At 69.3% G+C, this 25,595-nt stretch carries 23 protein-coding genes and 1 tRNA gene; 11 read left to right on the top strand and 13 right to left on the bottom strand.

All coding sequences use genetic code 11. The annotated features are described in order from the left end of the window. Both G020_RS15525 and uvrD read right to left on the bottom strand, forming a co-directional pair. On the bottom strand, positions 1–246 hold a 246-nt coding region (locus G020_RS15525; protein ID WP_029681280.1), incomplete at its 3' end, for a hypothetical protein. Between the two features lie 59 nt (positions 247–305). After that, complete coding sequence (uvrD, locus tag G020_RS0109730) at positions 306–2,501, bottom strand: DNA helicase II (protein WP_024329467.1); 2,196 nt, start codon at positions 2,499–2,501, stop codon at positions 306–308. A gap of 75 nt (positions 2,502–2,576) precedes the next feature. Between uvrD and G020_RS0109725 the strand changes: the two genes are divergently transcribed. Together G020_RS0109725 and odhB are read left to right on the top strand one after the other, a co-directional pair. Beyond that, positions 2,577–5,411 carry a 2-oxoglutarate dehydrogenase E1 component gene (locus tag G020_RS0109725; RefSeq protein ID WP_024329466.1) on the top strand — a complete coding sequence of 945 codons (2,835 nt, stop codon included), beginning with the start codon at positions 2,577–2,579 and terminating at the stop codon, positions 5,409–5,411. A 35-nt stretch (positions 5,412–5,446) separates the two neighbouring features. Next, entirely contained in the window at positions 5,447–6,781 is a 1,335-nt protein-coding gene (odhB, locus tag G020_RS0109720) for a 2-oxoglutarate dehydrogenase complex dihydrolipoyllysine-residue succinyltransferase (protein WP_024329465.1), read from the top strand. A 284-nt stretch (positions 6,782–7,065) separates the two neighbouring features. Here odhB and dtd read toward each other — a convergent pair whose 3' ends face one another. From dtd to G020_RS0109705, 3 genes are read right to left on the bottom strand one after another with little or no spacing between them, the layout of a single operon-like run. Further along, on the bottom strand, positions 7,066–7,515 hold the full coding sequence (gene dtd, locus G020_RS0109715; RefSeq protein ID WP_024329464.1) for a D-aminoacyl-tRNA deacylase: 450 nt from the start codon (positions 7,513–7,515) through the stop codon (positions 7,066–7,068). Beyond that, a complete protein-coding gene (pip, locus tag G020_RS0109710) occupies positions 7,512–8,495 on the bottom strand; it encodes a prolyl aminopeptidase (RefSeq protein ID WP_024329463.1) in 984 nt (327 codons plus the stop codon). Before pip ends, dtd begins: the two co-directional genes overlap by 4 nt. Positions 8,496–8,547: 52 nt before the next feature. Next, complete coding sequence (locus G020_RS0109705; protein ID WP_024329462.1) at positions 8,548–8,910, bottom strand: hypothetical protein; 363 nt, start codon at positions 8,908–8,910, stop codon at positions 8,548–8,550. A 221-nt stretch (positions 8,911–9,131) separates the two neighbouring features. Between G020_RS0109705 and G020_RS0109700 the strand changes: the two genes are divergently transcribed. Genes G020_RS0109700 through G020_RS0109690 form a run of 3 tightly spaced genes read left to right on the top strand, consistent with a single transcriptional unit; the run spans position 9,132 to position 12,549 of the window. Further along, positions 9,132–9,944 (top strand): ATP-binding protein, encoded by an 813-nt coding sequence (locus G020_RS0109700; RefSeq protein WP_024329461.1) that lies wholly within the window; start codon positions 9,132–9,134, stop codon positions 9,942–9,944. Continuing rightward, on the top strand, positions 9,937–10,839 hold the full coding sequence (locus G020_RS0109695) for a lysophospholipid acyltransferase family protein (protein ID WP_018947192.1): 903 nt from the start codon (positions 9,937–9,939) through the stop codon (positions 10,837–10,839). Before G020_RS0109700 ends, G020_RS0109695 begins: the two co-directional genes overlap by 8 nt. A 6-nt stretch (positions 10,840–10,845) precedes the next feature. Further along, positions 10,846–12,549, top strand: coding sequence for an alpha/beta-hydrolase family protein (locus G020_RS0109690; RefSeq protein WP_024329460.1), 1,704 nt, complete (start codon positions 10,846–10,848; stop codon positions 12,547–12,549). Positions 12,550–12,564: 15 nt separating this feature from the next. Here G020_RS0109690 and recG read toward each other — a convergent pair whose 3' ends face one another. From recG to ispB, 7 genes are all read right to left on the bottom strand, one after another. Continuing rightward, the gene (gene recG, locus G020_RS0109685) at positions 12,565–14,628 is read right to left on the bottom strand and encodes an ATP-dependent DNA helicase RecG (RefSeq protein ID WP_024329459.1); all 2,064 of its coding nucleotides are present in this window, start codon (positions 14,626–14,628) and stop codon (positions 12,565–12,567) included. Between the two features lie 25 nt (positions 14,629–14,653). Further along, on the bottom strand, positions 14,654–15,043 hold the full coding sequence (locus tag G020_RS0109680) for a RidA family protein (protein ID WP_024329458.1): 390 nt from the start codon (positions 15,041–15,043) through the stop codon (positions 14,654–14,656). 39 nt (positions 15,044–15,082) lie between these two features. Then, positions 15,083–17,266 (bottom strand): bifunctional GTP diphosphokinase/guanosine-3',5'-bis pyrophosphate 3'-pyrophosphohydrolase, encoded by a 2,184-nt coding sequence (spoT, locus tag G020_RS0109675; protein ID WP_024329457.1) that lies wholly within the window; start codon positions 17,264–17,266, stop codon positions 15,083–15,085. Between the two features lie 9 nt (positions 17,267–17,275). Next, positions 17,276–17,551, bottom strand: coding sequence for a DNA-directed RNA polymerase subunit omega (gene rpoZ, locus G020_RS0109670; RefSeq protein ID WP_018947187.1), 276 nt, complete (start codon positions 17,549–17,551; stop codon positions 17,276–17,278). A gap of 34 nt (positions 17,552–17,585) precedes the next feature. Further along, positions 17,586–18,236, bottom strand: a complete 651-nt coding sequence (gmk, locus tag G020_RS0109665) for a guanylate kinase (protein WP_018947186.1) — start codon at positions 18,234–18,236, stop codon at positions 17,586–17,588. Positions 18,237–18,303: 67 nt separating this feature from the next. Next, positions 18,304–18,380: transfer RNA gene (locus G020_RS0109660), tRNA-Pro, on the bottom strand. Positions 18,381–18,747: 367 nt separating this feature from the next. Beyond that, the gene (gene ispB / locus G020_RS0109655; RefSeq protein WP_024329456.1) at positions 18,748–19,716 is read right to left on the bottom strand and encodes an octaprenyl diphosphate synthase; all 969 of its coding nucleotides are present in this window, start codon (positions 19,714–19,716) and stop codon (positions 18,748–18,750) included. Positions 19,717–19,948: 232 nt separating this feature from the next. Here ispB and rplU point away from each other — a divergent pair, with 232 nt between their 5' ends. From rplU to proB, 4 genes are all read left to right on the top strand, one after another. Further along, positions 19,949–20,260 carry a 50S ribosomal protein L21 gene (rplU, locus tag G020_RS0109650; protein ID WP_018936343.1) on the top strand — a complete coding sequence of 104 codons (312 nt, stop codon included), beginning with the start codon at positions 19,949–19,951 and terminating at the stop codon, positions 20,258–20,260. A 34-nt stretch (positions 20,261–20,294) separates the two neighbouring features. After that, positions 20,295–20,555 carry a 50S ribosomal protein L27 gene (rpmA, locus tag G020_RS0109645; RefSeq protein WP_018947184.1) on the top strand — a complete coding sequence of 87 codons (261 nt, stop codon included), beginning with the start codon at positions 20,295–20,297 and terminating at the stop codon, positions 20,553–20,555. Positions 20,556–20,635: 80 nt separating this feature from the next. Beyond that, on the top strand, positions 20,636–21,685 hold the full coding sequence (gene cgtA, locus G020_RS0109640; protein WP_024329455.1) for an Obg family GTPase CgtA: 1,050 nt from the start codon (positions 20,636–20,638) through the stop codon (positions 21,683–21,685). After that, complete coding sequence (proB, locus tag G020_RS0109635; RefSeq protein ID WP_024329454.1) at positions 21,682–22,800, top strand: glutamate 5-kinase; 1,119 nt, start codon at positions 21,682–21,684, stop codon at positions 22,798–22,800. The genes cgtA and proB overlap by 4 nt, the downstream gene beginning before the upstream one ends. A 103-nt stretch (positions 22,801–22,903) precedes the next feature. Here the strand turns inward: proB and rpsT are convergent, their stop codons facing one another. Continuing rightward, the gene (gene rpsT / locus G020_RS0109630; protein ID WP_024329453.1) at positions 22,904–23,170 is read right to left on the bottom strand and encodes a 30S ribosomal protein S20; all 267 of its coding nucleotides are present in this window, start codon (positions 23,168–23,170) and stop codon (positions 22,904–22,906) included. Positions 23,171–23,364: 194 nt separating this feature from the next. Between rpsT and G020_RS0109625 the strand changes: the two genes are divergently transcribed. Further along, the gene (locus G020_RS0109625) at positions 23,365–23,895 is read left to right on the top strand and encodes a DsrE family protein (protein WP_024329452.1); all 531 of its coding nucleotides are present in this window, start codon (positions 23,365–23,367) and stop codon (positions 23,893–23,895) included. A 118-nt stretch (positions 23,896–24,013) separates the two neighbouring features. Further along, complete coding sequence (gene murJ / locus G020_RS0109620; protein ID WP_024329451.1) at positions 24,014–25,573, top strand: murein biosynthesis integral membrane protein MurJ; 1,560 nt, start codon at positions 24,014–24,016, stop codon at positions 25,571–25,573. Positions 25,574–25,595: the final 22 nt, after the last annotated feature.

The raw sequence follows: 25,595 nt of genomic DNA, 5'->3' as shown, positions 1-25,595 counted from the left end.
CGCTACCAGGCCCTGGCCCGCATCCACCGCGAGGACCGTGCCCACCGGGAGGCCGGGCAGTGGAAGACCCTCACCACCGCCGGGATCAACCCCGAGGTGCGCGCCGGCGTTGGCGGCGGCGCCACCTTCTGGATCGGCCTGGACAACGGGCGGTTCGTGCTGCACGCCTCCCTGCGTCTGGTGCTCGGCGTTGGTGGAGGAGGCAGCCTGCGCCTCACCCTCGACACCCGCCACCTTGGGGGGCAAGACCCGCGGGAGCCCTTACCGGAGGTTTCGGGGTCGAACAACGGGTCGAAGGGTTTGGGTCAGGCCAGCACGTCCAGTTTGGCGAAGCCGACCACCAGCCACTTGGCGCCGGCGTCGGCGAAGTTGACCTGTACCCGGGCCGAGGACCCCGAGCCTTCGAAGGCCGTGACCAGCCCCTCGCCGAAGCGGGCGTGGTGCACCCGGGTGCCGATCGCCAGGCCCTCTTCGCGGGCCGATTCCGCGCGTGCGTCCATGCTGCTGGTTCTCTGGCGCGCGGCGGCAAAGCGTCCGGCGGCGAACGGCGAGGACTGCGGGCGCAGGACCTCGAGCATGTCTTCCGGGATCTCGTTGAGGAAGCGCGAGGCCGGGTTGGAGGCCTCGCGGCCGTACAGCCGGCGGGTTTCGGCGTGGGTCAGGTACAGCTGGCGTTCCGCGCGGGTCATGCCCACGTAGGCCAGGCGGCGTTCTTCCTCCAGGCGGCCGGGCTCGTCCACCGAGCGGGCGTTGGGAAACAGTCCGTCCTCCAGCCCGGTCAGGAACACCAGCGGGAACTCCAGGCCCTTGGCCGAGTGCAGGGTCATCATCTGGATCGCGTCCTCGTCGGGGTCCGCCGACCCCTCGCCCGACTCCAGCGCGGCGTGCGACAGGAAATCGGTCAGGCGGTCACCGGTGGTTTCCTCCTCGCGGATCTCCTCCATGTCGAAGGCCCGCGCCGCACCCACCAGCTCGTCGAGGTTCTCCAGGCGTGCCTCGCCGCGCTCGCCCTTTTCCTTCGCGTAGTGCTCGCGCAGCCCGGACAGGGCGATGGCCTGTTCCACCTGTTCCCCCAGCGGCCGCCCGGTCAGGGCTTCGCGGATCTGCTCGGTCAGCTGCAGAAAACCCGCCACCGCGTTGCGTGCGCGGCCGGGCAGGGCGTTCGCCTGCACCGCGCGCTGCGCAGCGCGCAGCAACGAGATGTCCTGTTCCGCGGCCACCGCTCGCAGGTCGTCCAGGGTCTTCTCGCCGATCCCGCGCGGCGGCTGGTTGACCGCGCGCAGGAAGGCCGGGTCGTCGTCGCTGTTGCCGGCCAGGCGCAGATAGGCCAGCGCGTCGCGGATCTCCTGGCGCTCGAAGAAGCGCAGCCCGCCGTACACCCGGTACGGCAGGCGCCGCGCGATGAAGGTCTCTTCCAGCACGCGCGACTGCGCGTTGGAACGGTACAGCACCGCACATTCGCGGTGCTGGCCGCCGTCCTCGATGTGCCTGGCAATGGTCTCGGCGATGAAGCGCGCCTCCTCCTGCTCGTTCAGCGCGGTGTACAGCCGCACCGGCGCGCCCTCGAGGTCCTCGGTCCACAGCTCCTTGCCCAGACGGCCGCTGTTGTGGCGGATCAGCGCGTTGGCGGCGTTGAGGATGCTGGCGGTGGAGCGGTAGTTCTGTTCCAGCCGCACCACCTGGGTGCCGGGGTAGTCCTTCTGGAAGTGCTGGATGTTCTCGATCTTCGCCCCGCGCCAGCCGTAGATCGACTGGTCGTCGTCGCCCACCGCGAACACCGGGCTGCCGCCGGCGATCAGCCGCAGCCAGGCGTACTGGATGTCGTTGGTGTCCTGGAACTCGTCCACCAGCACGTGGCGAAAGCGCGTGCGGTAATGCTCCAGCAGCCCGGGGTTGTCGCGCAGCAGTTCCAGCGAGCGCAGCAGCAGCTCGGCGAAGTCCACCACCCCGGCGCGCTCGCAGGCCTGCTGATATGCGGTGTAGATACGCACCCACTGCCGCGCGATCGGGTCGCCGGTGTCCGGCAGGTGTTCCGGGCGCGAGCCCTCGTCCTTGCGCGCGTTGATGTAGCCCTGGGCCTGCTTCGGCGGCCAGTGCGATTCCTCCAGCTCCAGCCCGCGCAGCACGCGCTTGACCATGCGCAGCTGGTCGTCGGAATCCAGGATCTGGAAGCCCTGCGGCAGTCCGGCTTCCTGCCAGTGCTGGCGCAGCAGGCGGTGGGCCAGGCCGTGGAAGGTCCCCACCCACAGCCCGCTGGCCGGATAGTCCAGCAGTTCCTCGATGCGCCCGCGCATCTCGCTGGCGGCCTTGTTGGTGAAGGTCACCGCCAGCAGTCCGTGCGGGGCGATGTTCTCCACGCCGATCAGCCACGCGATGCGGTGGACCAGCACGCGGGTCTTGCCGGAGCCGGCACCGGCCAGCACCAGAACGGGTTGCGACGGCGCGGCCACGGCCTCGCGCTGCGCCGGATTGAGGCCTTCAAGAAGGGGAGAGACGTCCATGCGCGCATGGTAGCAAACGCGGTACAGTCGAGGTCTGCAGAACTTCGCGCGCACGCCCGACGTCACAGGACCACCATGAACGACATGTCATCCCGCCATCGGCTGGATCAACCGGTTTCCGGACAGGACCCCCACCCGGACAATCTGGCGTTTGCCGAGACGCTGCTGGAGCGTTTCCGCGAGGATCCGTCTTCGGTCCCGGCGGCCTGGGCCGACTATTTCCGGGCCCTGGAGGATGCGGCACCGCAGGCGCGTGCGCCGGCGCGGGGCGAGGAGCGCCGCCGGCATACCGATCGCCCCGACCTGGAGCACGAGCGCCTGCAGATCCGCGTGCTGCAGTTCATCAACGCCTATCGTTACCTCGGGCATTTCGGTGCGCGTCTGGACCCGCTGGAGCGCGAGGCCCCGGTGGCGCCGCGCGAGCTGAGCCGCGAATACCACGGGCTGGAAGGCGTGGGTCCGGACATGACCTTCGACCCCGGCTCGCTGTTCCTCGACGGTCCGGCACCGCTGGACACCATCGAACAGGTCCTGCGCGAGACCTACTGCGCCAGCATCGGCGCGGAATACATGCACATCACGGCCACCGACGAGAAGCGCTGGCTGCAGGAGCGCCTGGAGTCGGCGCATGGGCGCTTCGGTTTCGGCGACGATACCCGCCTGGCGATCCTCGAGCGCCTCACCGCCGCCGAGGGCCTGGAGCGCTACCTGCACAAGCGCTACGTGGGCCAGAAGCGTTTCTCGCTGGAGGGTGCGGAGAGCCTGATCCCGCTGCTCAATGCCCTGGTCCAGCGCGGTGGCGCCCGCGGCCTGACCGAGCTCGTGCTGGGCATGGCGCATCGTGGCCGTCTCAACGTGCTGGTGAACCTGCTGGGCAAATCGCCGGGCGAGCTCGCCGACGAGTTCGAAGGGCGCCCGCGCGATGATCGGGGTACCGGTGACGTCAAGTACCACATGGGGTTCTCCTCCGACGTGGAGACCCCCGGCGGGGCGGTGCATCTGGCGCTGGCCTTCAACCCCTCGCATCTGGAGATCGTGACGCCGGTGGTCGAGGGTTCGGTGCGCGCGCGCCAGGTGCGCCTGGGCGACCGGCAGGGCAACCGGGTGATGCCGGTGGTGATCCACGGCGATGCGGCCTTCGCCGGGCAGGGCGTGGTGATGGAGACCCTCAACATGTCGCAGACCCGCGGGTTCTCCACCAAGGGCACCGTGCACGTGGTCGTGAACAACCAGATCGGGTTCACCACCAGCACGCTGAAGGACGCGCGTTCGACGCATTACGCGACCGATGTCGCCAAGATGGTGAATGCGCCCATCCTGCACGTGAACGGCGACGATCCCGAGGCGGTGGTGTTCGTGACCCAGATCGCGCTGGATTACCGCATGCGTTTCGGCAAGGACGTGGTCATCGACCTGGTCTGCTATCGCCGTCAGGGGCACAACGAGGCCGACGAACCCGCCGCGACCCAGCCGCGCATGTACCACCGCATCCGCGACCTGCCGACCACCCGCGAGCGCTATGCCCGTCAGCTGATCGAGGAAGGCCTGACCGACGCGCAGCAGCAGGAGCAGATCCTCGACGCCTACCGCGACCGGCTGGATGCCGGCGAGGCGGTGGCCGACTCGCTGCTGCGCGATCGCACCCGCGAGATCCGTGCGGGCGGCACCAACTGGGGCCCGTACCTGCATCAGCCCTGGGATCAGCCGGTCGATACCGGCGTCGACCGCGAGCGCCTGGCGACCGCGCTGGAACACCTGTCGACCCCGCCGGAGGGCTTCGAGCCCCACCCGCGGGTGCACAAGATCCTCGAGGCGCGGCGCCAGATGGCGCGCGGCGAACAGCCGCTGGACTGGGGCGCCGCGGAGACCCTGGCCTACGGCAGCCTGATCCAGGACGGCTATCGCGTGCGCCTGTCCGGACAGGACTCCGGGCGCGGGACCTTTTTCCATCGTCACAGCGTGCTGCACGAACGCAACACCGGCGACACCTACGTCCCGCTGCGCCGCCTGGACCCGGACCATCCGCGCTTCCTGGTCATCGACTCGCTGCTGTCCGAGGAGGCCGTGCTCGCGTTCGAATACGGTTATGCCACCGCGGCCCCCGAGGCGCTGGTGATCTGGGAGGCGCAGTTCGGCGACTTCGTCAACGGCGCTCAGGTGGTGATCGACCAGTTCATCTCCTCCGGCGAGCAGAAATGGGGGCGGCTGTGTGGCCTGACCCTGTTCCTGCCGCACGGCTACGAGGGCCAGGGACCGGAGCATTCCTCCGCGCGGCCCGAGCGCTTCCTGCAGCTGGCGGCGCAGGAGAACATGCAGGTCTGCGTGCCGACCACGCCGGCGCAGATCTTCCATCTGCTGCGCCGGCAGATGGTGCGCCCCTACCGCAAGCCGCTGGTGGTCATGACCCCCAAGAGCCTGCTGCGGCACCGCCAGGCCGTGTCCTCGCTGGAGGACCTCGCCGAAGGACGGTTCGAGACCGTGCTGGACGACCCGGAGGTGACCGATCCGCAGCAGGTCCGTCGGGTCCTGCTGACCAGCGGTCGCATCCACTACGATCTGGTCTCCACCCGCCAGACCGACGAACGCGAGGATGTCGCCGTGGTGCGCCTGGAGCAGTGTTATCCGTTCCCCTGCGACCGCATGCGCGAGGTGCTGGAGCGTTATCCGCAGGCCGAGGAATTCGTCTGGATCCAGGACGAGCCGGAAAACCAGGGCTATCTCGGCTTCGTGTATCCGCGCCTGGCCCCGCTGCTGGCCGAGCGCGGTCATGCCCTGCACGCGGTTGCGCGCCCGCCGGCGGCGGCCCCCGCGGTGGGCTATCCCGAGGTCCATCGTTCCCAGCACGAGGAGCTGCTGGAGCGCGCCTTCGGGCCGCTGAGTACCCGGGATCTCCCGCACCCGACCCCCTGAGTCCGTCCCGCAAAACCGCCGAACAAGGAAGCCCGATGTCCGCCGAGCAGACCCCGATCCAGGTTCCGCAACTCCCCGAATCCGTGGCCGATGCCACCGTGGTCGCCCTGCACAGGAAGCCGGGCGATGCCGTACGCCGCGACGAACTGATCGCCGAGCTGGAGACCGACAAGGTCGTGCTGGAGGTCAACGCCCCCGCCGACGGAACCCTGGTCGACCTGGCCGTGGCCGAAGGCGACACCGTGCATGCCGATGACGTCCTCGGCCATCTGGGCCCGGCCCCGGCACAGGCCGCGGAAGAAGCGCCGGCGGCCGGGGAGCACGTCGAGCCCGAACCCGACCCCGCCTCGGCCGAGGCCGACGAAGCGGACGAAGGCCCCGAGCCCGAACCGGCCGCGGATGCCGGCTCGCCGCCCCCGCCGAGCCCGGCGGTACGCCGCCTGCTGCAGGAGGCCGGCCTGCGCGAGGATCAGGTGCGCGGCACCGGGCCCGATGGCCGTATCCAGCGTGAGGACGTGGAACGCGCGCAACAGGCGGCGGCCGGTTCCGGAGCCGGAGGCCAGGGTGATGACGCGCCCCGTCGCCCGGAGGCCGGCGACGCCGGACGCGACAGCGCGCGGGCTGCCGCTGGCGCGGAACCGCCCGCCGGTGGCCCGCGTGCGGCCGGCGAGCGTGGCACCGAGCGGGTGCCCATGAGCCGGCTTCGGGCGCGCATCGCCGAACGCCTGCTGGAGGCCAAGCAGTCCACCGCGATGCTGACCACCTTCAACGAGATCGACATGTCGCAGGCCATGGCCCTGCGCGGGCGCTACAAGGATACCTTCGAGCAGACCCACGGCATCAAGCTCGGCTTCATGGGGCTGTTCGTGGCGGCCGCGACCCGGGCCCTGCAGCGCTTCCCGGTGATCAATGCCGCCCTCGACGGTGAGGAGATCGTTTACCACCACTACACCGATATCGGCATCGCGGTGTCGTCCCCGCGCGGGCTGGTGGTGCCGGTGCTGCGCGATACCGGCAACGCCTCCATTGCCGACATTGAACGCCGCATCCGCGACTTCGCCGAGCGCGCCGGCAACGGCAAGCTGGATATCGACGAGCTGCGCGGCGGCACCTTCACCATCACCAACGGCGGGGTGTTCGGCTCGCTGTTCTCCACGCCCATCGTCAACCCGCCACAGAGCGCGATCCTCGGCATGCACGCGATCAAGGAACGCCCGGTGGCGGTGGACGGCGAGGTCGTGATCCGGCCGATGATGTACGTCGCCCTGTCCTACGACCACCGTCTGGTCGACGGGGCCGACGCGGTGCAGTTCCTGGTGGCGATCAAGGAGGCCATCGAGGACCCGGCGCGCCTGGTGCTGGACGTCTGAGGGAAACACTGATCAATATACACGCTCGCGCTCGAGTCGCTTTTGCGCGCGAACAAGGCGCGGTGACCGCCGTGCAGTCATTCTGCACAAGGGAGCCGCAACGCCGTGCGCGCACAAAAGCGGCCGAGCCCCTTCGGGGTTGGCACCCCGGGTTCCCCGATCCTGCGTTGCGGCCCTTGCCGGTAGAACCACTACCAGCTGCGCACCGCGCCTTGTCTCGCGGAACCCGGGGTGCCAACGCGAGCGTGTATATTGATCAGTGTTTCCCTGAGTCCGAACGCGGTTCAGCCCCGGGGCCGCGCCTGCAGCCAGAAGGTGACCGGCCCGTCGTTGGTCAGGCTCACCTGCATGTCGGCGCCGAACCGCCCGGTCGCGACCGGTTCGTGGCGCCGCTGCGCCCGCTGCAGCAGGTGGTGGAACAGGGCCTCGCCGCGTTCCGGCGGGGCGGCCGTGGTAAAGCTGGGGCGCATGCCCTTGCCGGTATCCGCCGCCAGGGTGAACTGCGGCACCAGTAGCAGCCCGCCGCCGGTCTCCCCCAGCGAGCGGTTCATGCGCCCTTCCTCGTCCGGGAACACGCGATAGCCCAGCAGGCGGTCGAGCATGCGCTCGACTGCCGATTCGTCGTCGTCCGGTTCCACCCCCACCAGCGCCAGCAGCCCGGTGCCGATCTTGCCGGTGATCTCCCCGGCGACCTCCACCCGCGCCCGGCTCACCCGCTGGATCAGGCTGATCATGCCCGCGCCCTGCCGCTGCCCGGTTCCAGCCCGCCCGCCAGGTGGGTCAGGCGATCGGTGGCGGCGACCAGCGCCCGCGCGATCCCCGGTTCGGCGGCCGAGTGCCCGGCGTCCGGGATGATCTGCAGATCCGCCTCGGGCCACGCCTGCGCGAGCGCCACCGCCTGCTCCACCGGGCACACCACGTCGTAGCGCCCGTGGACGATGAAGCCCGGGATATCGCGCAGGCATCCGGCATCGCGCAGCAGCTGGTCCGGCTCCAGGAAGGTGTCGTGGCTGAAGTGGTGGCACTCGATGCGTGCCAGGCTCAGGGCCACCTCGGGGTCCTCGAAGTGGTCGATCACGTCGTCGTTGGGGATCAGGCAGGAGGCATGCCCCTCCCAGGCCGACCACGCCTGCGCGGCCGCCTCGCGCACCGCCGGGTCCGGGTCGGTCAGGCGCCGGTGGTAGGCCGCCACCAGGTCGTCGCGTTCCGCCGCGGGGATGTGATCGCGATAGGCCGCCCAGGCCTCGGGGAACAGGCGGTCGGCCCCCGACTGGTAGAACCACTGGATGTCGCGCGGCCGGCACAGGAAGATGCCGCGCAGCACCAGGCCCAGCACCCGGCCGGGGTGCGTCTGCGCGTAGGCCAGGCCCAGGGTGGAGCCCCAGGAGCCGCCGAACACCACCCAGCGCTCGATCCCCAGTTCCTCGCGCAGACGTTCGATGTCGGCCACCGCGTGCCAGGTGGTGTTGGCCTCCAGGCTGGCGTGCGGGGTGGAACGCCCGCAGCCGCGCTGGTCGAACAGCACGATGCGATAGCGCGCCGGATCAAAGAACCGCCGGTGCCACGGTTCGCAGCCGGAGCCGGGGCCGCCGTGCAGGAACACCGCCGGGATGCCCTCCGGGTTGCCGCATTCCTCGTAATACAGGCGGTGGCCGTCGCCGACCTCCAGGGTGCCGGTGGTATGGGGTTCGGTCGGGGGGTAGAATGCGTCCATGGCGGGCCTCGAGTAACACCAGCCCCAAGTCTGGCCAAAAACGGCGCGGCTGTCAGTCGTCGTCGACCACCCTTCCGCGATAGACCCGGCGACCCTTCTTCTTTTCGGGTTCGGCGGCATCGGTCGCACCCGGGGCGTCCGGTGTCTCCCCCGGCTCTGCGGCCGACGCTTCTTCCTGCGTGGTGTCGGCGTCCGCATCGGCCGCGGGGCGCGGGGACGCCGCCGGGGCGTTCAGATGCCCCCGCAGGGTCATCGCCGCAGCCTGCACCATGCTCGAGCGGCTGCGGCCGGCATAGTCCAGCAGAATCTCCATGAAATCCGGATCGGCGAACGAGAGGCGACCCGCCGCCGGGAACTCGCTGCGCAGGGCACGCTTGAGCTCGCCGGCGAGGGTCAGGGTCTTGCGGTCGTACATGTCGAAGTTCCGCGCGGTGTCCGTCCCGGTGCGCATGCAAGCCCGATGCCACGGCGACCGGTCCCGCTCATGACGGCCGGGTGCCCGATAACCGAGCGCGCGGGTGAATCGAGCTGGTGCAGGAGCCCGCGCGCTCACGGGCAATCGCACCGCCCCGGTGCATCCCCTCGCGGCCGGCGTCGGGGCTTGCGCCTTCCGCGCCCCGTCCCTATGTTGCGGGCATGGAAACCCCGTCCGTTCCCCGCTCCATTCGTCGTCTGGCCGGCCAGGCGATCCGCGAGTTCGACATGATCCGCGACGGCGACCGCGTGCTGGTCGGTCTGTCCGGAGGCAAGGACTCGCTGACCCTGCTGTGGCTGCTGCACGACCTGGCGCGTCGCGCGCCGGTGCATTTCGAGGTGGGTGCGGTGACCATCGACCCGGAGATCGACGGCTTCGACCCGGAGCGCCTGCAGGACTACCTCGGCGGCTACGGGATCCCGTATCACTTCGTCTCCGAGCCGATCGCCGAACTGGCCGGCGACCACATGGAAAACGACTCCTTCTGCTCGTTCTGCTCGCGCATGAAACGCGGCCTGATGTACCGCACCGCGCGCGAGCACGGCTACAACGTGCTGGCGCTGGGGCAGCACCTGGACGATCTCGCCGAGAGCTTCCTGATGAGTGCCTTCCACGGCGGCCAGCTGCGCACCATGAAGGCCCATTACCGCATCGACGCCGGTGACCTGCGCGTGATCCGGCCGCTGGTCTACGTGCGCGAGCGCCAGACCCGTGACTTTGCCGAGGCGGCCGGACTGCCGGTCATCCTCGACAACTGTCCGGCCTGCTTCTCCATGCCCACCCGGCGTGAGCACATGAAGGCCCTGCTGGCACGCGAGGAGGGCGAGTTCGCCGAACTGTTCCGCAACCTGCGCACCACCCTGCGCCCGCTGATGACCGAGGGCGGGATTCCGGGGCCGGACGAGGCCCCCGCCGCTGCAAACGGGCCGCGGTCCGCGGAACCGATGCCCCGCGGGGAGACGGCCGATGGCTGAGCGACGGCAGCTGCGCGACCGCCTGATCGGGGTGATCCTGCGGGTGCTGGGGCGCCTGCCGCTGCGGGTCAACCACGCGCTGGGCGGTGTTCTGGGTACCCTGGTGTGGCTGCTGCCCACGCGCTCCGCACGGCTCACGCGCATCAACCTGGCGCTGTGCTTTCCGGACAAGGACGCGGCCTGGCACCGGCGCACCGCACGCCGTTCGCTGCAGGCCATGGCGCGGTCGCTGACCGAGTCGCCCTGGCTGTGGCGGGCCGGGCCCGAGCGCCTGGCGGGGCTGGCGGAGGCGCCGCCGTGCTACGCCCGGCTGCAGAGCCGAGAGCCCGGCCGTGCGCTGTTCCTGGCCACGCCGCATCTGGGCTCCTGGGAATTCGCCGGCCTGCACGCGGCCATGCACGGGCCGATGGCCTCGCTGTACAGCCCGCTTCCGACCCCCGAGATCGACCGGTGGGTGCGCGAGGCCCGTTCCGCCACCGGGGCGAAGCTGGCGCCGGCCGACCGCTCCGGGCTGCGCATCCTGCAGAAGGCGCGCGATGCCGGCGAGATCATCGGCGTGCTGCCCGACCAGAGCCCGAAGGGGGCGTCGGGCGTGCACGCGCCGTTTTTCGGCCGCCGGGCCCTGACCATGACCCTGCTGCCGCGCCTGCTGCGCGGGCGCGACGACCCTGTGGTGTTCCTGTTCGCCGAGCGCCTGCCGCGCGGGCGCGGCTTCCGCTACCACGAGATCGAGGCCGGCCCCGAGGTCCGCGACCCCGATTTCGTGCGTGCCGCCGCGGCGGTCAACCGCATCGTCGAGGACCTGGTAAGGCGCTGCCCGGAGCAGTACAACTGGGCCTACAAGCGCTTCCACCCACCGCCGCCGGGACATCCTCCGGTGTATGCCCGTCGCTGACGCGTCATGTCGTTCCCTGATTCCGTGGCCCGTCTGACCGCCCGCATCCCGTTGCCCCGCTGGCTGGCGCCCGGCTGGGCGCGGCGCCTGGCGGCCTCGCTGTCGGTGCCCGGGCTGTTGCTGGGCACGCTGTTCTTTGCCGCGTCGCTGTCGCCCAGCCTGATCCCGCGGACCTGGGAGATGCAGGGCATCCTGTCCGGGATCTCCCTGTCGGCGGGTTATCTGTTCGGGGTCTTCCTGCACTGGCTGTGGGCCTACCTCGAGCTGCCGGAGGCCGGCGAGCGGGTGCACCGGATCATGGTCGGCGTCGCCGCCGTGCTGTGCGCGATCATCGCGGTCGCGTTCCTGATGCAGGCGGCCCAGTGGCAGAACTCGATCCGCGAGCTGATGGAGCTGGACCCGGTGGACAGCGCCCATCCGTTCCGTACGGGCGTGATCGGTCTTGCGGTGTTCGCGGCGGCGCTGGCGGTGGGGCGGCTGTTCCTGCTCAGTTTCCGATTCGTTGCCGTGCGTCTGCGCCGTTTCATTCCGCGGCGGCTGGCGAACGTGACCGGCGTGATCGTAGCGCTGGCACTGTTCTGGGCGGTGATCGACGGGGTGCTGCTGGAATACGGCCTGCGCACCGCCGACAACACTTTCCGCCAGTTCGACGTGCGCATGGAAGCGGACGTGGAGCATCCCGGTGACTCGCAGCTCTCCGGCAGCGAGGAATCGCTCATCCGCTGGGAGGAGCTGGGGCAGCACGGCCGGCGCTACGTCGGCTTCACGCCCGACACCGAACAGATGAGCGAGTTCTTCGGCGAGCCCACGCCGGCCCCGTTGCGGGTATACGTGGGGCTGAACGCCGCGGAGACCATCGAGGAACGCGCCCGCCTGGCCCTGGACGAGCTCAAGCGTACCGATGCCTTCGACCGCTCGGTGCTGGTGCTGGCGACCCCTACCGGGCGCGGCTGGGTGGATCGCGATGCGATGCAGGCGGTGGAGTACCTGCATCGGGGCGACGTGGCCTCGGTGGCGGTGCAGTACTCCTACCTGCCGAGCTGGCTGTCGCTGATGTCGGAGTCGTCCTACGGGCTGGAGACCGCGCAGGCGGTCTTCGGCGAAGTCTATGGCCACTGGCGTGAGCTGCCGGTCGACGAACGCCCCGAGCTGTATCTCTACGGGCTCAGTCTGGGGGCACTGAACTCCGAACGCGCGGCGGATCTCTACGACATCGTCGGCGATCCGTTCTCCGGCGCCCTGTGGAGCGGCCCGCCGTTCCGCTCCGAGGCCTGGCGCGAGATCACCGCGCAGCGGGAGGCGGATTCACCGGCCTGGCTGCCGCGTTTCCGCGACAGCTCCATCGTGCGCTTTACCAACCAGGATCCGCACCTGGAGATCCCCGGTGCCGAATGGGGGGGCATGCGCATCGTGTACCTGCAGTACGCCAGCGACCCCGTCACCTTCTTCGAGCCCGAGGCCTTTTACCGCCAGCCGGAATGGATGGAAGAACCGCGCGGCCCGGACGTGACCGACAAGCTGCAATGGTACCCGGTGGTGACCATGCTGCAGCTGGCGATCGACGTGGCCGCCGCGGATGATGCCCCGGTGGGCTACGGCCATGTGTATGCCCCGGAACACTATGTCTACGCCTGGCGCCACGTGACGGATCCCGAAGGCTGGTCGGAAGACGAGCTGCAGCGGCTGAAGGACCACCTGGGTGGTGGCTGAGCCGACGGTGTGGCGTCAGCCGACCTGGCCGTAGCGGGTCGCATCCCCCAGCCAGCGATCGATCAGCGCCCCGCCGCGCGGCGGGTCCTGCAGCAGGCCCTCGGCGATCCGGGTGGCGCGTGGCAGAAGGTCCTGATCGCGTGACCAGTCGGCCACGCGGAAGCTGCGGTCGCCGGTCTGGCGCGTGCCCAGCAGTTCCCCCGGGCCGCGCAGCTTCAGGTCCACCTCGGCAATCTCGAAACCGTCGTCGGTGCGGCGCATCGCCTCCAGTCGTTCGCGTGCGGTCTCGCCCAGCGGCGGGCGATACAGCAGCACGCAGGCACTGGCGGCATTGCCGCGTCCAACCCGTCCGCGCAGCTGGTGCAGCTGCGACAGGCCCATGCGTTCGGCGTTCTCGATGACCATCAGGCTGGCGTTGGGCACGTCCACGCCGACCTCGATCACCGTGGTCGCCACCAGCAGGTCGATCTCGCCGCGCCGGAACCCCTCCATAACCTGATCGCGCTCGCTGCCCTTCATGCGGCCGTGGGCCAGCCCGATGCGCAGCCCCGGCAGGGCCTCGGCCAGGCGCTCGCGGGTGGCCTCGGCGGATTCGGCCTCCAGCTGTTCCGAGTCTTCCACCAGCGGACACACCCAGTAGGCCTGGGTGCCGTCGCCGCAGGCCACGCGGATGCGCTCGATCACCTCGTCGCGGCGCTCGTGGCTGATCAGCGCGGTGCGCACCGGCGTGCGCCCGGGCGGGCGCTCGTCGATGATCGAGGTCTCCAGCCCGGCATACAGGGTCATCGCCAGGGTGCGAGGGATGGGCGTGGCAGTCATGATCAGCTGGTGCGGGGTGCCCCCGTTGCCCTTCTCGCGCAGCGCCATGCGCTGATGCACGCCGAAGCGGTGCTGCTCGTCCACCACCGCCAGGCCCAGGCGGTGGAAGCGCACGTCTTCCTGGAACAGGGCGTGGGTGCCCACCGCGACCGGGCGGTCGCCGCTGGCCAGTTCGTTCAGCAGCTGGCCGCGCTCCCCGCGTGCCTGGCGCCCGCCCAGCCAGGCGATGGGGATGCCCATGGGCTCCAGCCAGGCCGCCAGGTTGCGGGCGTGCTGGCGTGCCAGCAGTTCGGTGGGGGCCATGAACGCGACCTGGTAGCCCGCCTCCGCCGCGGCCAGGGCGGCGGCCACCGCGACCAGGGTCTTGCCCGAACCGACGTCGCCCTGTAGCAGGCGGTTCATCGGGCGTTCGCGGGCGAGATCCGCGCGGATCTCGCCGATCACGCGCTGCTGGGCGCCGGTCAGCGGGAACGGCAGTCCGGCATGCAGGTGTTCCCACAGGTCGCCGGGCGGGTCCAGCGCCGGGGCGTGTTCGTCGGGTTCGGCACGGGCATGCTGCAGGCGCGCAAGCTGGTGCGCGACCAGCTCTTCCAGCGCGAGGCGGGTCTGCGCGGCGGAGCGCCCGTCGATGCCGGGTTCGAGCGCCGGGGCCTGCGCGTTGGGTGGCGGCTGGTGGAGGTCCTGCACGGCCTGCTGCAGCGGCGGCAGGCCTTCACGCTCCAGTTCCGGCAACAGGTCGGGCAGCTGCCGGATGCCGGGCAGGGCCTGGCGCACCAGCTTGCGCAGCAGCGGCTGGGACACACCCTCGGTGACCGGGTAGACCGGGGTCAGGCGCTGTTCCAGCGCCGGCGGGGCGTCCGGATCGACGATCTCGGTCTCCGGATGCACGCACTCCAGCGCCCCGGCCATGCCGCGCGGTTCGCCGAAGCCGCGCACCCGGGTCCCGGTCGCCAGGCGCTTCTGCTGGGCGTTGCCGAAGTGAAAGAAGCGCAGGGTGATCACCCCGTGGCCGTCGCCCAGGGTCACCACCAGCATGCGCCGGCGGCGGATCAGCACCTCGCTGCGTTCCACCACCCCCTCGAACAGGGCGGCGCGGCCCGGGCGCAGACGGTCCAGCGGGGTGATGCGGGTGCGGTCCTCGAAGCGCAGCGGCAGATGGAACAGCAGATCCCCGCAGACGTGCAGGCCCAGCCGCGCCAGGCGTTCGGCCTGGCGCGGACCCACGCCGGTGAGTTCGGTCAGCGGGGCCTGCAGGTCCATCTGCAGTGCTCCGGGGCGCGGGGCCTCAGCCCCGCGGACACCAGGCGATGGCGTCCATCTCCACCTGTGCCCCCTTGGGCAGGGCGGCCACGCCGATCGCCGCGCGCGCCGGATAAGGCTCGCTGAAGTATTCGCTCATCAGCTCGTTGACCAGCGGGAAATGGGTCAGATCAGTGAGGTAGATGTTGAGCTTGGCGATATCGCCCAGGCGCGCGCCGGCGGCATCCAGCACCGCCGCCAGGTTGTCGAACACCCGGCGGATCTGCGCCTCGATGCCGCCGTCCACCAGGTCCATGGTGGCCGGGTCCAGCGGGATCTGGCCGGAGAGGTACAGGGTGTCGCCGGTGCGCACCGCCTGGGAGTAGGGGCCGATGGCGGCCGGGGCGGCGTCGGTCTGGATTACTTCGCGGGACATGGAACCTCCTGGTTATTCAGCGCCGGGAACCATACCGCGTCAGCCGCGCGGGCGCGAGATCCGCAGCACGTCCGGCAGGCGCCGCAGGCCGCGCATGATCTGCGCCAGGTGCTGGCGGTCGCGCACTGTCAGCTGGAAGGTCATGGCGGTGGAGTGGCCGTCCTGCTCGTTGAACGAGATGTGCTCGATGTTGGAGCCCTGGTCGGCGATGCAGGCAGCCATCTCGGCCAGCGCGCCGCGGCGGTTGGCAGTACGCGTGCGCACCGCAGCGGTGAACTGCAGGCCCGGTTCGTGCGACCACTCGAGGTCGATCCTGCGATCCGGGCGTTCGCGGCCCTCGTGCAGGTTGCGGCAGTTCTCGCGATGGACCACCAGGCCGCGCCCGGCGCTCAGCTGACCGATGATTGGATCACCCGGGATGGGATAGCAGCAGCGGCCATAGTTCAGGACCATGCCCTCGGTCCCGCGGATCGCCAGGGATGCGGTCTCGTGGCCGTCGGTCTCGCCCTCGACCTCGGCCGCCTCGCCGTCCAGGCCCACCAGCTGGCGTGCCACCAGCGAGGCCATGCGATTCCCCAGACCGATCTCGGCCAGCAGATCATCCAGCTCGGTGAGTTTCATGTTGTCCAGGAGCTGGTCCAGCTGTGCCGGGGAGATCCGCGCGAGGCTGGAATCCAGTGCCGCCAGGGATTTTTCCAGCAGGCGGCGGCCAAGGGCCCGCGCCTCGTCCTTCTGCATGGATTTCAGGCAGTGGCGGATGCCGGTGCGGGCCTTGCCGGTGACCACGAACGACAGCCAGGCGGGGTTGGGCCGGGCACCCTGCGCGGTGACGATCTCCACCGTCTGGCCGCTTTGCAGCCGGCTGGAGAGCGGCGCCAGCTGGCGGTCGATCTTGGCGGCCACGCAGCGGTTGCCGACGTCCGAGTGCACGGCATAGGCGAAGTCGATGGGCGTGGCGTTGCGCGGCAGGACCAGGATGTCGCCACCCGGGGTGAAGGTGTAGACCTCGTCGGGGAACAGGTCGACCTTCACGTTTTCCAGGAACTCGATCGAATTGCCCACGCTGTTCTGGATCTCGAGGACATCCTTGAGCCATTCGCGTGCGCGGCTCTGCGCCGTCTGCGCCAGCTCGCCCCCCGACTTGTACTGCCAGTGGGCGGCGATGCCGCTTTCCGCGACACGATCCATCTCGGTGGTGCGGATCTGCACCTCGATCGGGATGCCCTGCGGGCCGAACAGCACGGTGTGCAGTGACTGGTAGCCGTTGGACTTGGGGATCGCGATGTAGTCCTTGAAGCGCCCCGGCACCGGCTTGTACAGGTTGTGGACCACCCCCAGCGAGCGGTAGCAGGTGTCCATGTCGTCGACCACGATGCGGATCGCGAACACGTCGAACACATCTTCGAAGGTGTGCCGCTTCGAGCGCATCTTGCGGTAGATGCTGTACAGCGATTTCTCGCGTCCGGAGATCCGGCCCTCGATGCCCGCGGCCTCCATGCGCGAGCAGATCGCCTGCTCGATGTTGCGCATCGGCTCGCGGCGGTTGCCGCGGGCGTCCTGCATCGCGCGTTCCAGGACCGCGGACCGCCAGGGATGCCTGGCGACAAAGCCGAGGTGTTCCAGCTCGCGGCGCATCGCGTTCATGCCCAGGCGCTGGGCGATGGGGGCGTAGATCTCCAGGGTCTCGTTGGCGATGCGGCGCTTCTTGTCCGGGCGCATCACGCCCAGGGTGCGCATGTTGTGCAGGCGGTCGGCCAGCTTGACCAGGATCACCCGAATGTCGCGGGTGATCGCCAGCATCATCTTGCGGAAGTTCTCCGCCTGCGCCTCGGCCTTGGACTGGAACTGCAGGTGGGTCAGCTTGGAGACCCCGTCGACCAGCTCTGCGACTTCCTCGCCGAACTCGGCGTGGATGCGGTCCTTGCTGGTGGGGGTGTCCTCCATCACGTCATGGAGGATGGCCGCGCAGATCGCGCGGTGGTCCATGCGCATCTCGGCCATGGTGCGGGCCACGGCCAAGGGGTGGTAGATGTACGGCTCGCCGGTCTTGCGCGTCTGGCCCTCGTGGGCCTCGGCGCCGAACAGATACGCGCGATAGATCTCCTCGACCTGCTCGGGCTCCAGGTACGCCTCCAGCTCAGCGCACAGGTCGCTGATCAGGAAACGCGCGGAGCCCGAGGAAGCCGAGGAGACGGCCCCGGGCGCTGAAAGCCCAGCGGCCAAGGGCTCCACCTACCGTTCGTCGGCTTCGAGCTGTTCCAGGTGCCGGATCGTGGAGAAATCCAGCATCTGGTTCTGCGGACGCTCGTCGTGCTCGTCGAACACCTCGGCCCCGACCACGCCCGCTGCGATCTCGCGCAGGGCGATGACCGTTGGCTTGTCGTTGTTCTCGGGCACTCGGGGTTCCTTGCCGTGGGCGATGTGACGCGCGCGACGGGCGGCCATCATCACCAGCTCGAAGCGGTTGTCGACTTTTTCGAGGCAGTCCTCGACGGTTATGCGGGCCATGGTCTTGCTCCGGCTGTTGCGTCTGTTGCGTATGTCAGGCCGATGCCCGGGCACCGGCCAGCAGGTTGTTCAGGGTGTCCGCAGAGCGGATCTCCTGCTCCACCGTGCGCAGCCGGTTGGAGCGGAAGATGCTGGCGAGATCCCGCAGAGCCTGATCAAACTCCGCGTTGACCACGGTGTAGTCGTATTCGCGGTAATGCGTGCAGTCCGACTCGGCATCACGCAGGCGGCGTTCGATCACCTCCTCACTATCCTGACCACGGCCGCGCAGCCGACGTTCCAGTTCGGTGCGCGAAGGCGGCAGGATGAAGACCGAGCGGCAGTCCGGCACCGCGGCGCGGACCTGCCGGGCACCCTGCCAGTCGATCTCCAGGATCACGTCGAAACCGGCGTCCAGGCGTTCGTTCACGCTGGCCAGTGCGGTGCCGTAGAAGTTGTCGAACACCTTGGCGTGTTCCAGCAGCTTGCCGTCCTCGATCATGCCGAGGAAGGTCTCCGCCGAAACGAAATGGTAGTCGATGCCGTCGACCTCGCCCGGGCGCGGCTGACGCGTGGTGTGCGAGACCGAGACCTCGACGTCCTCGACGCTGTCCAGCAATGCGCCGACCAGACTGGTCTTGCCGGCACCCGAAGGTGCGGAAACGATGTACAGCGTGCCACGTGCGGGCCGGGAAGAAACGCTCATGCAGGCATCCGCCGAAGGAAGGACCGGGCGGTGCCGGATGCACCGCCCGACCGGAGAAATCGGGAAATGGTCGGAGTGAAAGGATTCGAACCTTCGACCCCTGCCTCCCGAAGGCAGTGCTCTACCAAGCTGAGCTACACTCCGACGCTGAGCTGAGTATTGTGCCGTGTTGATCCGGAGTTGTCCATGCCCCGGGCGCCCGGTCCGTCATCGCGAGTCGCGAGGCTTTCCCCCTCGTCATCGCGAGTCGCGAAGCCTCTCCTCCGTCATCGCGAGTCGCGAAGCCATTCCCTGTCATCGCGAGTCGCGCAGCGACGTGGCGATCTCCATCCGCAGCCACCTGATCCTGCGTGCAGCCGGCTTGGGTCGATTGCCGCGTCGCCTTCGGCTCCTCGCAATGACAGGGGGAGGAGCTTCGGCTCCTCGCAATGACGGGGAGGGGTTCCTCGCAATGACGGGGCGCGAATGATGATGGGGGGGGCGAACGGTGGTGTGGGCGGTAAACGCGGTGTCAGTGATCGCGGCCCACGGCGAAGCGGGCGATGTCCGCCAGGGCGCGGCGGTGGGGGGTGTCCGGCAGATCGGCGATGGCGTCGATCGCCGCGTCGGTTTCGGCCTCCGCCCGCGCCCGGGCGTACTCCAGCGCGCCGGTGGAGTGCATGGCCGCGATCACCGCGTCGGTTTCCTCGCGCCCGCCCTGTTCGATCGCCCGGCGCACCACGGCCTTTTCGGCGTCGCTGCCCTCGCGCAGCACGTGGATCAGCGGCAGGGTCGGCTTGCCCTCGGCGAGGTCGTCGCCCAGCTGCTTGCCGGTCACCTCGGGGTCGGCCGAGTAGTCGAGCACGTCGTCGATCAGCTGGAACGCGGTGCCCAGGTGCATGCCGTAGCGCGCCAGCGCGGCCTCGTCGGCGGCGTCGCGTTGCGCCAGGATGCCGCCGATCTGGCAGGCCGCCTCGAACAGCTTGGCGGTCTTCGACTGGATCACGTCCATGTAGCGCGCCTCGTCGACATCCGCGTCGTGGCAGTTCATCAGCTGCATCACTTCGCCTTCGGCGATCACGTTGGTCGCGCGCGACAGGATCTCCATCACCCGCATCGAGTCGATCTCGACCATCATCTCGAAGGCGCGGGTGTAGAGGAAGTCGCCCACCAGCACCGCGGCCTCGTTGCCGAAGATGTGGTTCGCGGTCTCGTTGCCGCGGCGCATCTCCGAGGCATCCACCACGTCGTCGTGCAGCAGGGTCGCGGTGTGGATGAACTCCACCAGCGCCGCCAGGGTGACGTGCTTGTCGCCCTCGTAACCGCAGGCCCGGGCCGACAGGGTCGCCAGCAACGGCCGCAGTCGCTTGCCGCCACTGTGGATGATGTAGTGTCCGAGCTGGTTGATCAGCACCACGGGGGAGCTGAGCCGGTCGCGGATGCAGGCGTCGACTGCCTGCATGTCGTCGGCAGCGAGCTCTCGGATGGCGTCTATGGACATGCGGTTCGGCAGGCCGGTGAGGGTGGGGTCGGTTTCGGCAGGCCCGCACGCGCGCGCCGCCTCCAGCAAATGAAGAGCCCGGCATGCTAGAAAGGGGGTGGCGGGGTGTCAAGCAATACGGGTGGTCGAAACGTTGACCCCCGGCGGGGGTGCTGCTAGCATTGCCGCCCTTTCGCGAGACCAGTCATCAGCACCTGGTCCATACAGGTCATCGCAACGGAGTCCCAGGGAAATGTACGCGATCATCGCAACAGGTGGTAAACAGTACCGCGTCGCCGAAGGTGACGTGATCCGCATCGAAAAGCTCGACGCCGAAGTCGGTTCCGAGGTCGATTTCGACCAGGTGCTGATGGTGGGTGCGGGTGACGATGTCCGCGTCGGGGCCCCGGTGGTCGATGGCGGCAAGGTCACCGCCAAAGTCGAGGACCACGGCCGCGGCGACAAGGTCCGCATCATCAAATTCCGGCGCCGCAAGCACAGCATGAAGCAGGCGGGCCACCGGCAGCACTACACCACCGTGCGCATCACCGGCATCGCCGGCTGAGCTGCGGCACGACAGTACTCGGGAGAACGAGAACATGGCACACAAGAAGGCAGGCGGCAGTTCCAAGAACGGGCGCGATTCCGAGAGTAAACGCCTTGGCGTCAAGCGGTTTGGCGGCCAGATCGTGAGCGCCGGCAACATCCTCGTGCGTCAGCGCGGTACGCAGTATCATCCCGGCGAGAACGTGGGTTGCGGCAAGGACCACACGCTGTTCGCCAAGGTGGATGGCGAGGTCGTGTTCAAGAAGGGCGGTCGTTTCAACCGCCGTTTCGTGACGGTCCAGCCGCAGCAGTAATCCGGCTGACCGCAGTCCGGATTGCGTAAAGCCCCGTTCTGCGGGGCTTTTTTTGTTTCTATCCCCTCCGGAGGCGAAGGATGCAGTTCATCGACGAGGCGAACATCGTGGTCAGGGCCGGCGATGGCGGTAATGGCTGCGTGAGCTTCCGCCGCGAGAAGTACATCCCCTTCGGTGGGCCGGATGGCGGCGACGGCGGGGACGGGGGTTCGGTGTGGCTGGTCGGGACCGAGCGCCTGAACACCCTGGCCGACTTCCGCTACCAGAAGCGTTTCGACGCCCCGCGCGGGAAAAACGGCATGGGCCAGAACCGCACCGGCGCGTCCGGCGAAGACCTCGAGATCGCGGTGCCGGTGGGAACCGTGGTGCGCGATGCGGAGACCGACGAGCTGCTGGGCGACATCACCGCGGACGGCCAGCGTCTGCTGGTCGCCCAGGGCGGCTATCACGGCCTCGGCAACACCCGCTACAAGAGCTCCACCAACCAGGCCCCGCGCCAGAGCAAGCCGGGCACGCCGGGCGAGCAGCGGCGCCTGCAGCTGGAGCTGCGGGTGCTGGCCGACGTGGGGCTGCTGGGGCTGCCGAATGCCGGCAAATCGACCCTGCTGTCGCGCGCGTCGGCCGCGCGTCCGCGGGTGGCCGACTACCCGTTCACCACGCTTTATCCGCAACTGGGCGTGGTCAGCGTGGGGCCCGAGCAGAGCTTCGTGATGGCCGATATACCCGGGCTGATCGAGGGCGCGGCCGAGGGTGCCGGGCTGGGCACCCGCTTCCTCAAGCACCTGGGGCGCACCGAGCTGCTGCTGCACCTGGTGGACGTGGCCCCGCCGGACCCTGAGGTCGATCCGGTGGTCGACATGCAGACCGCGCTCACCGAGCTGCAGCGGCACAGCGAAGAACTGGCGGCGCGTCCGCGCTGGCTGGTGCTCAACAAGTGCGAGCTGCTGGACGCCGAGGCGCTGGACGCGCTGGGCGAGCGCATGCAGGCGGTGCCGGGCGGGGACGTACCGCAGTACCGTATCTCCGCCGCCACCGGCGACGGCGTGGACGGTCTGCTGCAGGCCGTGATGCGTGAAGTCGAGCGCCGGCGTCTCGACCCGGCGGAGGGCGAGCCGGAGGGCGAAGCATGAGCCGCGCCCTGCCGCAGGCGCGGCGCGTGGTGGTCAAGATCGGCAGCGCGCTGATCACCGCCGAGGGCACCGGCCTCGACCGCCCGGCCCTGCAGGCCTGGGCCCGGCAGATGGCCGAACTGCGGGAGCAGGGGCTGGAGGTGATCCTGGTGTCCAGCGGGGCGGTGGCCGAAGGCATGTATCGCCTGGGCATGACCGAGCGGCCGCACCAGCTGCATCAGCTGCAGGCCTCGGCCGCGGTCGGTCAGATGGGGTTGGTGCAGGCCTACGAGCAGGAATTCGCGGCGCACGGGCTGCACGCCGCCCAGGTCCTGCTGACGCATGACGACCTGGCCGACCGCGAGCGCTACCTGAATGCGCGTTCGACCATGCAGGCCCTGCTGACCCTCGGCACCATCCCGGTGGTCAACGAGAACGACACCGTGGCCTACGAGGAGATCCGGCTGGGCGACAACGACACCCTGGCGGCGCTGGTCGCCAACCTGGTGGTGGCCGATCTGTTGCTGATCCTGACCGATCAGGAGGGCCTGTTCGACGCCGATCCGCGGCGTGACCCGCAGGCCCGGCGGATCGCCGAAGGCCGCGCCTCCGACGTGACGCTGCAGCAGTTCGTGGCTCCGGAGTTCGGGCGGCTGGGACGCGGCGGCATGGCCACCAAGCTGTACGCCGCGGAGCGTGCCGCGCGCTCCGGCACCCATACCGTGATCGCCTCGGGGCGCGAGGAACGCGTGATGGCGCGGGTCCTGGCGGGCGAAGACGTGGGGACCTGGCTGCAGCCGGACCGCGAGCCGCTGGCCGCGCGCAAGCGCTGGATCGCCGACCAGCTGCATTCGCGCGGTGTGCTGCATCTCGACGAGGGTGCCGCGCGGGTGCTGCGCGAATCCGGTCGCAGCCTGCTGGCGGTGGGCGTGGCGCGGGTCGAGGGGGAATTCCGCCGCGGCGAGGTGGTGACCTGCGTGGCCCCGGATGGCTCCGGTGTTGCGCGTGGACTGGTCAACTACTCGGCGGCCGAGGTGGAGCGCATCCGCGGTCTGCGCGCCGATCAGATCGAGGCGGAGCTGGGTTATCAGTTCGAGCCGGAGCTCGTGCACCGCGACAACATGGTCCTGCTGTAGCGGCGCGCGGGCGAAATGCGCACGCAAACAAGCCCGCCCCTTCGCAGAGGGGCGGGCTTGTTCTGTCCTCGGGCTGCCGGCCGGGCCCGCAGGCCCGACGGTCTTATGCCTGCAGGGCGCGGATCCGCTGGTTCAGGCGGCTCTTGTGCCGGGCCGCCTTGTTCTTGTGGATCAGACCCTTGTTCGCGGTCTTGTCGATGATCGGGACCGCCTGGCTATACGCCTCGCGGGCAGCCTCGACGTCTCCCTGACGCAGCGGCTTGAGGACCGCCTTCATGTACGTACGGAAACGCGACCGCAGCGCCATGTTGTGGGCGCGGTTCTTCATGGACTGACGGGCCCTTTTACGGGCAGAAGCAATATTCGCCAAAACTCTATCCCTCGCGTGATTCGCCGGGTTCTCTGAAAGGCGACAAAGCATACTCGGGGCGCCGGTCAGGGTCAAGCTCGTCTTCGCCTGCAAGCAGGCTCCTACGCGAACCGGGCCCCGGTCGCCCCCGGAATGGAATCCCGGAGCCTGTGCGTCTACATTGCAGGCATCACAACACAAAAAGGAGCATGGAGATGAAATACCCCGCCGCCCGCAACAACGCCGTGGTCCCCGGCTTCGTGCTGGTGCTGCTGGCCCTGTTCGCCGCCAGCCTGGTCCTGGTCCCGCAGCAGGCGCGCGCCTTCGAGCCGGAGGCCAAGGTCGCCTACCACGCCGATTTCGCCGATCCGCGGCGCTTCTCGGCAATGCTCACCAGCATCAACAACATGGTCACCCATTACGAGCGCGAGTTCATCGAGGCGGACGTGCGGATCGTGTTCGTGTCCCACGGCATCCGTTTCATCGCCGATGACGACCTCGAAGACACCCCGTTCGAGGCCGACGAGGAATTGCTGGAGGAGCGCGAACGGCTGCAGAGCCGCCTGCGCACCCTGGCCAACACCTATGGTGTGACGCTGGAGCTGTGCGACATCACCCGCGGTGACATCGGCCTTCCGGAAGAGGATCTGATGGATGGCGTGGACATCGAGCTGGTGCCCTCCGGCGTGGTGCGCCTGACCGAGCTGCAGAACGACGAAGGCTTCGCCTACCTGAAGATCGAGTAATCCTCCCTTCCTCCTGACGGCTGCCCGCGGTTCTCCGGGGCAGCCGTCGCCGGGCCTGGCGACGGGCGAGTCGGTTACACTCCGGTCCGCTCATTGTCTGTGTGGTGCCGGCTTCCGCATGAACCGACTGTTCCGATCCACCGCTGTGGTCAGCGGCATGACCATGATCTCGCGGATCATGGGCTATCTGCGCGACATGGTGCTGGCGGTGACCTTCGGGGCCAGCGCGGCCACCGACGCCTTCTTCGTCGCCTTCCGCATCCCCAATTTTCTGCGCCGGCTGTTCGCCGAGGGGGCCTTCAACCAGGCCTTCGTGCCGGTGTTTGCCGAATTCCGCGAGAAGCGCGGGCGCGAGGCCCTGCGCGATTTGCTGGACCATACCGCCGGGGCGCTGATGGCGGCAGTCTCGGTGATCACGCTGCTGGGCATCCTCGCGGCCCCGGCCCTGATCTGGGTCTTCGCGCCCGGGCTGGCGCAGGCGGAAGGCCGCCAGGACCTGGCGGCGGACATGCTGCGCATCACCTTCCCGTACCTGCTGTTCATCTCCCTGACCGCGATGGCGGCGGGCATCCTCAACAGCATCGGGCGCTTCGCGGTGCCGGCGTTCACTCCGGTGTTTCTCAACCTGGCGCTGATCGGCGCGGCACTGTGGCTGGCGCCGATGTTCGCCGAACCGGTGGTCGCGCTGGCCTGGGGCGTGTTCATCGCCGGGGGGCTGCAGCTGGCTTTCCAGATCCCGTTTCTGTGGCGGGCCGGGCTGCTGCCACGGCCGCGTTTCCGCCGGGCGCACGAGGGCGTGCGCCGGATCGTCAAGCTGATGCTGCCCGCGATCCTCGGGACCTCGGTGGTGCAGATTAACCTGCTGGTGGACACCCTGATCGCCTCGTTCCTGGTGGCGGGTTCGATCTCCTGGCTGTATTTCGGCGATCGCTTCGTCGAGCTGCCGCTGGCGCTGTTCGGCATCGCCATCGGCACGGTAATCCTTCCGCGCCTGGCGAAACAGTTCAACGAGGAGCGGCCCGAGGCCTTCGGCCGCACCCTGGACTGGGCGCTGCGCACGGCGATGCTGGTGGCCCTGCCGGCGATGGCCGGGCTGGTGGTGCTGGCGGTGCCGATCCTCGCGACGCTGATCCAGTACCAGGAGTTCACCCCGCACGACACCCACATGACCGCACTGGCGCTGGCCGCCTATTCGCTGGGGCTCCCGGGTTTCATCCTGATCAAGGTGCTCGCGCCGGGGTTCTTCGCCCGCCAGGACACGAAAACCCCGGTGCGCATCGCAATCATCGCCATGCTGTGGAACATGCTGCTCAACGGCCTGTTCGTGCTGCCGTGGTATCTGTCCGGGGTGCCGGGTGCGCATGCCGGGCTGGCGCTGGCGACCTCGGCCTCGGCCTATATCAACGCCGGGCTGCTGTACCGCGGCCTGCTGCGCGAAGGGATCTACCGGCCGGGGCCGGCCCTGCGGCGCCTGCGCTACGGGTTGCCCGTGGCCCTGGCGGTGATGGTGGCGGTGCTGGTGGTGCTGTCGCCGGCGCTGGACGCATGGACGGACTGGTCCATCCCCGAGCGCGGGACCGCGCTGACCGGGCTGATCGTCGCCGGGGTGGCCAGTCTCGGGGTGACGCTGTGGCTGGCCGGGCTGCGTCCGCGGCATTTCCTGTTGCGCGAGGCCTGATCTCGCGGGGCACGCCGGGTTA

Origin of the sequence: Thioalkalivibrio sp. ALR17-21, from assembly GCF_000420185.1 — a bacterium.
GTDB lineage: Bacteria > Pseudomonadota > Gammaproteobacteria > Ectothiorhodospirales > Ectothiorhodospiraceae > Thioalkalivibrio > Thioalkalivibrio halophilus.
The sequence above is the reverse complement of the archived record's forward strand: the minus strand, read 5'-3'. Positions and strand labels throughout refer to the sequence as shown.

What these genes read in the sequence shown, in the direction of transcription:
- uvrD (WP_024329467.1), bottom strand. Translation starts at nt 2,501, where the DNA reads ATGGACGTCTCTCCCCTTCTTGAAGGCCTCAATCCGGCGCAGCGCGAG.
- G020_RS0109725 (WP_024329466.1), top strand. Translation starts at nt 2,577, where the DNA reads ATGAACGACATGTCATCCCGCCATCGGCTGGATCAACCGGTTTCCGGA.
- odhB (WP_024329465.1), top strand. Translation starts at nt 5,447, where the DNA reads ATGTCCGCCGAGCAGACCCCGATCCAGGTTCCGCAACTCCCCGAATCC.
- dtd (WP_024329464.1), bottom strand. Translation starts at nt 7,515, where the DNA reads ATGATCAGCCTGATCCAGCGGGTGAGCCGGGCGCGGGTGGAGGTCGCC.
- pip (WP_024329463.1), bottom strand. Translation starts at nt 8,495, where the DNA reads ATGGACGCATTCTACCCCCCGACCGAACCCCATACCACCGGCACCCTG.
- G020_RS0109705 (WP_024329462.1), bottom strand. Translation starts at nt 8,910, where the DNA reads ATGTACGACCGCAAGACCCTGACCCTCGCCGGCGAGCTCAAGCGTGCC.
- G020_RS0109700 (WP_024329461.1), top strand. Translation starts at nt 9,132, where the DNA reads ATGGAAACCCCGTCCGTTCCCCGCTCCATTCGTCGTCTGGCCGGCCAG.
- G020_RS0109695 (WP_018947192.1), top strand. Translation starts at nt 9,937, where the DNA reads ATGGCTGAGCGACGGCAGCTGCGCGACCGCCTGATCGGGGTGATCCTG.
- G020_RS0109690 (WP_024329460.1), top strand. Translation starts at nt 10,846, where the DNA reads ATGTCGTTCCCTGATTCCGTGGCCCGTCTGACCGCCCGCATCCCGTTG.
- recG (WP_024329459.1), bottom strand. Translation starts at nt 14,628, where the DNA reads ATGGACCTGCAGGCCCCGCTGACCGAACTCACCGGCGTGGGTCCGCGC.
- G020_RS0109680 (WP_024329458.1), bottom strand. Translation starts at nt 15,043, where the DNA reads ATGTCCCGCGAAGTAATCCAGACCGACGCCGCCCCGGCCGCCATCGGC.
- rpoZ (WP_018947187.1), bottom strand. Translation starts at nt 17,551, where the DNA reads ATGGCCCGCATAACCGTCGAGGACTGCCTCGAAAAAGTCGACAACCGC.
- gmk (WP_018947186.1), bottom strand. Translation starts at nt 18,236, where the DNA reads ATGAGCGTTTCTTCCCGGCCCGCACGTGGCACGCTGTACATCGTTTCC.
- ispB (WP_024329456.1), bottom strand. Translation starts at nt 19,716, where the DNA reads ATGTCCATAGACGCCATCCGAGAGCTCGCTGCCGACGACATGCAGGCA.
- rplU (WP_018936343.1), top strand. Translation starts at nt 19,949, where the DNA reads ATGTACGCGATCATCGCAACAGGTGGTAAACAGTACCGCGTCGCCGAA.
- rpmA (WP_018947184.1), top strand. Translation starts at nt 20,295, where the DNA reads ATGGCACACAAGAAGGCAGGCGGCAGTTCCAAGAACGGGCGCGATTCC.
- cgtA (WP_024329455.1), top strand. Translation starts at nt 20,636, where the DNA reads ATGCAGTTCATCGACGAGGCGAACATCGTGGTCAGGGCCGGCGATGGC.
- proB (WP_024329454.1), top strand. Translation starts at nt 21,682, where the DNA reads ATGAGCCGCGCCCTGCCGCAGGCGCGGCGCGTGGTGGTCAAGATCGGC.
- G020_RS0109625 (WP_024329452.1), top strand. Translation starts at nt 23,365, where the DNA reads ATGAAATACCCCGCCGCCCGCAACAACGCCGTGGTCCCCGGCTTCGTG.
- murJ (WP_024329451.1), top strand. Translation starts at nt 24,014, where the DNA reads ATGAACCGACTGTTCCGATCCACCGCTGTGGTCAGCGGCATGACCATG.